At 62.9% G+C, this 2,013-nt stretch carries 2 protein-coding genes; both read left to right on the top strand.

All coding sequences use genetic code 11. From position 1 onward, the window contains the following. Nucleotides 1-102: 102 nt before the first annotated feature. A complete protein-coding gene (locus Y708_RS0120710; protein WP_028281383.1) occupies nt 103-1,416 on the top strand; it encodes an MFS transporter in 1,314 nt (437 codons plus the stop codon). 7 nt (nt 1,417-1,423) lie between these two features. Next, nucleotides 1,424-2,002 carry a DinB family protein gene (locus tag Y708_RS0120705; protein ID WP_028281382.1) on the top strand — a complete coding sequence of 193 codons (579 nt, stop codon included), beginning with the start codon at nt 1,424-1,426 and terminating at the stop codon, nt 2,000-2,002. Nucleotides 2,003-2,013: the final 11 nt, after the last annotated feature.

Here is a 2,013-nt window from a genome sequence, read left to right as displayed (position 1 = left end):
CCCGCCGCAGTCGCGTCGATTGGGGGGACTCAGGGTGTGGCTCGCGTACCAGCCCCAACGATCGATAAGCCTGATCCGTCCGCCAGCACTAGGATGACAAGCGTGAAGCTCCGCCGGAATCCCCGCTTTGTGCGGTTCTGGCTGGCGTCAACAGTTTCGGATTTCGGCACCTACATCACCACTGTGGCTCTCTCGGTTCTTGTCTTGGTAATGCTGGGCGGAACCGCCCTGGATCAGGGGTTGGTGAATGCCGCACGGTGGGCACCGTACCTGCTCTTCGGACTACTGGCCGGTATCTGGGTGGACCGATTCCAACGGCGGACGGTCCTGATTGCGGGCGATCTGGGCCGCGGTCTGGTGCTGGTGGGTCTTGCCGTCCTCGCAGCCCTGGGTGTCCTGGGCATTCCGGCCGTGATGGCGCTGTTGTTCTGCTTTGGATTCCTGGCGCTGATGAGCGACGCCGCATATCAGTCCTTCCTGCCGCAACTGGTTCCGCGGGCGCAGCTGGTCAGGGCAAACGCCCGGTTGCAACAGAGCGACACCGTTGCCCAGACAAGCGGCGGAGCACTGGCCGGTGGGCTGGTGGCTTTGGTCAGCGCCCCCTTCGCGCTGTTCATCGATGCGCTTTCCTATTTCTTTTCCGGCGCGGTGTTGCTCTCGTTGAAACAAGCTTCGACCGAGACGCCCCCGAGGCCCAACGGTTCCCTGCGTTCCAGGATCGGTGAAGGCCTGCGCTGGATATATGGGCACGCACGCCTGGCACCCCTCGCGTGGAAAAGCCATCTCTGGTTCATTGGCTCCGCGATCATGGGCGCGGTGTTTCCGGCTCTTATCCTCAATGAGCTTCGACTCGGGCCCCTTGGACTTGGCCTGACAGTTGGCTGTGCCGGTATCGGGGCCGTGATCGGAACACTTATCTCAAACCGACTCGGAGAACGCTGGGGCACGGGCAGGGCAGTGATTGCGGCGGACCTTCTCCAACCCATAGCCGTTGCACTGATAGCACTGGCCCCCCTGGTGGCGTTCCTCAACGGGCAAGTCACAGGAGCTGACTACGGTTCCCCAGCGGACTGGTCTTCCGCTTTGTGGGCGGCGTTTATCCTCGCTGCGGGAGGCCAGCTTCTCTTCGGGTTTGCCCTTGGCTCCGAAGGTCCACTGGAAATGGGCTACCGGCAGGCAGTGACGCCGGACAGACTGATTGCCCGGATGAGCGCCACCATGCGGTCAATCAACCGCGGCATGATTGTCATTGGGGCCCCGCTGGGAGGCGTGATTGCCGCCGTCGCCGGCGTTGGCATTGCACTCTGGACAGCCGCGGTCATTATGCTGGCCGCAGCGCTGGTGCTTCTCTTTTCAGCGTTCCGGTCCGCACGAGTGGAAGATGACCAGCTAACGGACCAAGCAGCACAGGTATAGTGCGCACATGGATGAGAAGGAAACCCTGCACCACTACCTGCGCATTCGGCGTGCGGACCTCCTCGCGAAGCTCGATGGACTCAGTGAATACGACGCCCGACGCCCCATGACGCCTACGGGGACCAATCTGCTTGGCCTTATTAAGCATGTGGCAAGCGTGGAGCTCGATTACTTCGGCGGGGTCTTCGGTCGTCCCAGCGGACGGAGTCTTCCCTGGTTCGCCGACGACGCCGAGCCGGACGCGGACATGTGGGTCACCACTGAAGAGTCCCGGGATGAGATTGTTGAACTGCACCGGTTTTCCGCAGCCCACAGCGACGCCACGATCAACGAACTGCCCCTCGATGCTCCCGGCGAAGTGCCGTGGTGGCCGGAGGAACGGCGTCGAGTTACGCTGCACCAGATCCTGGTGCACATGTGCGTGGAGACGGCGCAGCATGTGGGCCACGCGGACATTCTCCGTGAAACGATTGATGGATCCACAGGCAGGGGTGCTGAGGATCCCAACATGCCGCAGCGGAGCGCCGACGCCTGGGCCGGTTACCGCGCCCGCATCGAGGCGGCGGCGCGGGCGGGCAAACGGTAGGGAATACCTAC

Origin of the sequence: Arthrobacter sp. H5 (assembly GCF_000520595.1) — a bacterium.
GTDB lineage: Bacteria > Actinomycetota > Actinomycetes > Actinomycetales > Micrococcaceae > Arthrobacter_D.
This window is presented reverse-complemented; position numbering and strand designations above follow the sequence as displayed.